This is a genomic window from Lutibacter sp. (assembly GCF_013139515.1).
In the GTDB taxonomy this organism is placed as follows: Bacteria; Bacteroidota; Bacteroidia; order Flavobacteriales; family Flavobacteriaceae; genus Lutibacter.
Window position 1 is genome coordinate 1 of record NZ_WTAR01000019.1, and the last position, 3,721, is coordinate 3,721.

Here is a 3,721-nt window from a genome sequence, read left to right on the forward strand (position 1 = left end):
TTTTTATATTTATGTGATAGGGACTATGAATTAAGGCTAATCCTTCGATAATCTAAATCCTATCTGTTAAAAATTAATTTAATTATACTCTTCTTCTTTTTGGAGGTCTACATCCGTTATGTGGTGCTGGAGTAACATCGATTATTTCAGAAACTTCAATTCCTAAATTGTGAATTGATCTAATTGCTGATTCTCTTCCGTTACCAGGTCCTTTAACATATACCTTTACTTTTCTCATACCTGCTTCATGTGCAACTTTTGCACAATCTTCTGCAGCTAATTGAGCAGCATAAGGAGTATTCTTTTTAGAACCTCTAAATCCCATTTTCCCAGCTGAAGACCAAGAAATTACATCACCTTTTTTATTAGTTAATGATATAATTATATTGTTGAATGATGCTGTGATATGAGCTTCACCAACTGTCTCAACAATAACTTTACGTTTTTTTGAACTTGCTTTCGCCATAATATATTAGTTATTATTTAGTTGCTTTTTTCTTGTTAGCTACAGTTTTTCTTTTCCCTTTTCTAGTTCTAGAATTGTTTTTGGTTCTTTGACCTCTTAAAGGTAATCCTGATCTGTGACGAATACCTCTGTAACACCCAATATCCATTAAACGTTTAATGCTTAATTGAGTCTCTGAACGTAATTCACCTTCAATTGTTAAACTACCAACAGCTTCACGAATTTCGTGAATCTCTTCGTCATTCCAATCTTGAACTTTAGTGCTTTCGTCTACTTTTGCAGTTGCTAAAATTTCTTTTGCTCTGCTTCTACCAATTCCAAATATATAAGTTAATGCAATAACGCCTCTCTTATTTTTTGGAATATCAATACCTGCTATTCTTGCCATATCTATCCTTGTCTTTGTTTAAATCTAGGATTCTTTTTATTGATTACATATAATCTGCCTTTTCTACGCACAATTTTGCACTCGGCACTTCTCTTTTTTATTGATGTTCTAACTTTCATCGTTTATACTTTAATATCTGTAAGTAATTCTTGCTTTTGTTAAATCATATGGACTCATTTCTAACTTCACTTTATCACCTGGTAATAATTTAATATAATGCATACGCATTTTACCAGATATGTGAGCTGTTACAACATGTCCATTTTCCAACTCTACACGAAACATTGCATTAGACAATGCTTCTGTAATTGTTCCGTCCTGTTGTATTGCTGGTTGTTTTGCCATATTATGATACTGATTTTCTTTTAGTTCCTTTCTTCATTAAACCATCATAATGACGATTTAATAAATGAGAGTTAATTTGTTGAATGGTATCAATTGCAACACCAACCATAATTAACAATGATGTACCTCCGTAAAATAATGCCCAAGATTGTGTCAATCCAAAGTTAATAACTAAAGAAGGCAATATAGCCACTAAAGCTAAAAATAATGAACCTGGAAAAGTGATTAAAGATAACACTCTATCTAACATATCTCCTGTATCTTTTCCTGGTCTAATACCTGGAATAAATCCGCCACTTCTTTTTAAATCATCAGCCATTTTATTTGTAGGTATTGTTATTGCAGTATAAAAATAACTAAATATTATAATTAAAAATGCAAATAACAAGTTATACCATAAACCAAACATATTAGAGAATTCAATCCCTATGCTTTTCACACTTTCATTATCTGACCCTGCCAATAATGCAGGAGCAAACATAATTGCTTGTGCAAATATAATTGGCATTACACCAGATGAATTTAGTTTTAAAGGAATATAATCTCTTGACCCTGCAACGCTTTTAATATTTCCGGCTACAGTTTTTCTAGCATATTGTACAGCAATTCTACGAACAGCAGTTACTAAATAAACACATACTAAAATTACAAGGAACCAAACGATTACTTCAAGTAAAATCATTATCATTCCACCATTAGAAGCTGTAACTTTTGAAACTACCTCTTGAATAAATGATTCTGGGAAACGAGCAATAATACCAATCATAATTAATAATGATATACCATTTCCAATACCTTTATCAGTAATTTTTTCACCTAACCACATTGCAAATACAGTTCCAGCTGTTAAAATTACCATTGAAGATAACCAAAACATACTACCACTAATATAGAAAGCTTCGGATGGAATTAATTGATAAATATTTGTAATATACGCTGGTCCTTGAACCATCGTAATTGCAATAGTTAACCAACGTGTAATTTGATTGATCTTTTTTCTTCCACTCTCACCATCTTTTTGTAGTTTTTGTAAATAAGGAACCGCAATTCCCATTAATTGAACAACAATAGATGCTGATATATAAGGCATAATACCTAAAGCAACAATAGAAGCTTGTGAAAACGCTCCTCCTGTAAACATATCAAGTAATCCAAGTATTCCACCACCACTGGTTTGATTTGCAAGTGCTGCTTGCGCAACATTAATATCAATACCAGGAAGTGGTACTTGAGCGGCTAAACGGTAAATTGCCATAAATCCAAGTGTTAATAGAATCTTATTTCTAAGTTCCTCTATGCTCCAAATGTCTTTAATGGTTTGTATTAACTTTTTCATCTATAGATAATTATTATACCGTTTCGGCTGAACCTCCAGCTTTTTCAATTGCAGCTTTTGCAGTTGCTGTAAATTTGTGTACAGTTACATTTAATTTAGCAGTTAACTCTCCATTTCCTAAAATTTTAATTAGGTCTTTTTTACGGGCTAATCTGTTTTCAATTAAAATATCTAACGTAATTGTATCTGTAACTTTTTTATTATCAACTAATTCTTGAAGCTTATGTAAGTTTACACCTACATATTCTTTACGATTAATATTTGTAAAACCAAATTTAGGCACACGTCTTTGTAAAGGCATTTGACCTCCTTCAAAACCAACTTTTCTAGAATATCCTGAACGTGATTTTTGACCATTGTGACCTCTTGATGCTGTACCTCCTTTACCAGAACCTTGTCCTCTACCTAAACGCTTTCCTTGTGTTTTAACTGATCCTTTAGCAGGTTGTAAGTTATTTAATGTCATCTCTTTATTTTATTTAATTTCTTCAACAGAAACTAAGTGTGAAACTGTATTTACCATTCCAATAATACTTGGAGTAGCTTCATGTTCAACAACTTGATTCATCTTACGTAAACCTAAAGCATCCAAAGTTCTTTTTTGATTTTGAGGACGTCTAATTTTACTTTTAACTTGTGTTACTCTTATTTTTGTCATCGTTCCTCTTTTATCCGTTAAAAACTTTATCTAAAGAAATTCCTCTTTCTTTAGCAATCATACTTGCACTACGCAATTGTAATAAAGCATCAAATGTAGCTTTAACAACATTGTGAGCGTTAGATGAACCTTGTGATTTTGAAAGTACATCATGTACACCTACAGAATCAAGTACGGCACGAACAGCACCACCGGCAATTACTCCAGTACCATGAGAAGCTGGTTTTAAAAACACTCTAGCTCCACCAAATTTACCTTTTTGTTCGTGAGGTAATGTTTGCTTAATAATTGGAATTCTAACCAAATTTTTCTTAGCATCTTCAATTGCTTTTGCAATTGCCGATGCAACATCTTTAGATTTACCTAATCCATGACCAACTACACCATTTCCGTCTCCAACTACAACTATAGCTGAAAAACCAAATGCTCTACCCCCTTTTGTTACTTTGGTAACTCTATTTACACCAACTAAATGATCTTGTAGTTCTAACCCGCTAGGCTTAACTCTTTCTACGTTTTTGTATTTTT

Annotated in this window: 8 protein-coding genes; all 8 read right to left on the minus strand. The window is 32.4% G+C overall.

Going from position 1 to position 3,721, the window contains the following annotated elements; genetic code table 11:
• Positions 1-82: 82 nt before the first annotated feature.
• Positions 83-466, minus strand: coding sequence for a 30S ribosomal protein S11 (rpsK, locus tag GQ540_RS02060; protein WP_291796587.1), 384 nt, complete (start codon positions 464-466; stop codon positions 83-85).
• A gap of 13 nt (positions 467-479) precedes the next feature.
• Entirely contained in the window at positions 480-854 is a 375-nt protein-coding gene (gene rpsM / locus GQ540_RS02065; RefSeq protein ID WP_291796590.1) for a 30S ribosomal protein S13, read from the minus strand.
• Positions 855-856: 2 nt separating this feature from the next.
• Positions 857-973, minus strand: coding sequence for a type B 50S ribosomal protein L36 (gene ykgO, locus GQ540_RS02070; RefSeq protein ID WP_010137061.1), 117 nt, complete (start codon positions 971-973; stop codon positions 857-859).
• A gap of 10 nt (positions 974-983) precedes the next feature.
• A complete protein-coding gene (gene infA, locus GQ540_RS02075) occupies positions 984-1,199 on the minus strand; it encodes a translation initiation factor IF-1 (protein ID WP_291796598.1) in 216 nt (71 codons plus the stop codon).
• A gap of 1 nt (position 1,200) precedes the next feature.
• Positions 1,201-2,535, minus strand: a complete 1,335-nt coding sequence (secY, locus tag GQ540_RS02080) for a preprotein translocase subunit SecY (RefSeq protein WP_291796601.1) — start codon at positions 2,533-2,535, stop codon at positions 1,201-1,203.
• Between the two features lie 13 nt (positions 2,536-2,548).
• The gene (gene rplO, locus GQ540_RS02085) at positions 2,549-3,001 is read right to left on the minus strand and encodes a 50S ribosomal protein L15 (RefSeq protein WP_291796604.1); all 453 of its coding nucleotides are present in this window, start codon (positions 2,999-3,001) and stop codon (positions 2,549-2,551) included.
• A 9-nt stretch (positions 3,002-3,010) separates the two neighbouring features.
• The gene (rpmD, locus tag GQ540_RS02090; RefSeq protein ID WP_291796607.1) at positions 3,011-3,193 is read right to left on the minus strand and encodes a 50S ribosomal protein L30; all 183 of its coding nucleotides are present in this window, start codon (positions 3,191-3,193) and stop codon (positions 3,011-3,013) included.
• A 10-nt stretch (positions 3,194-3,203) separates the two neighbouring features.
• Positions 3,204-3,721: 30S ribosomal protein S5 (rpsE, locus tag GQ540_RS02095; RefSeq protein ID WP_291796610.1), on the minus strand; the 518-nt coding region annotated here is incomplete at its 5' end.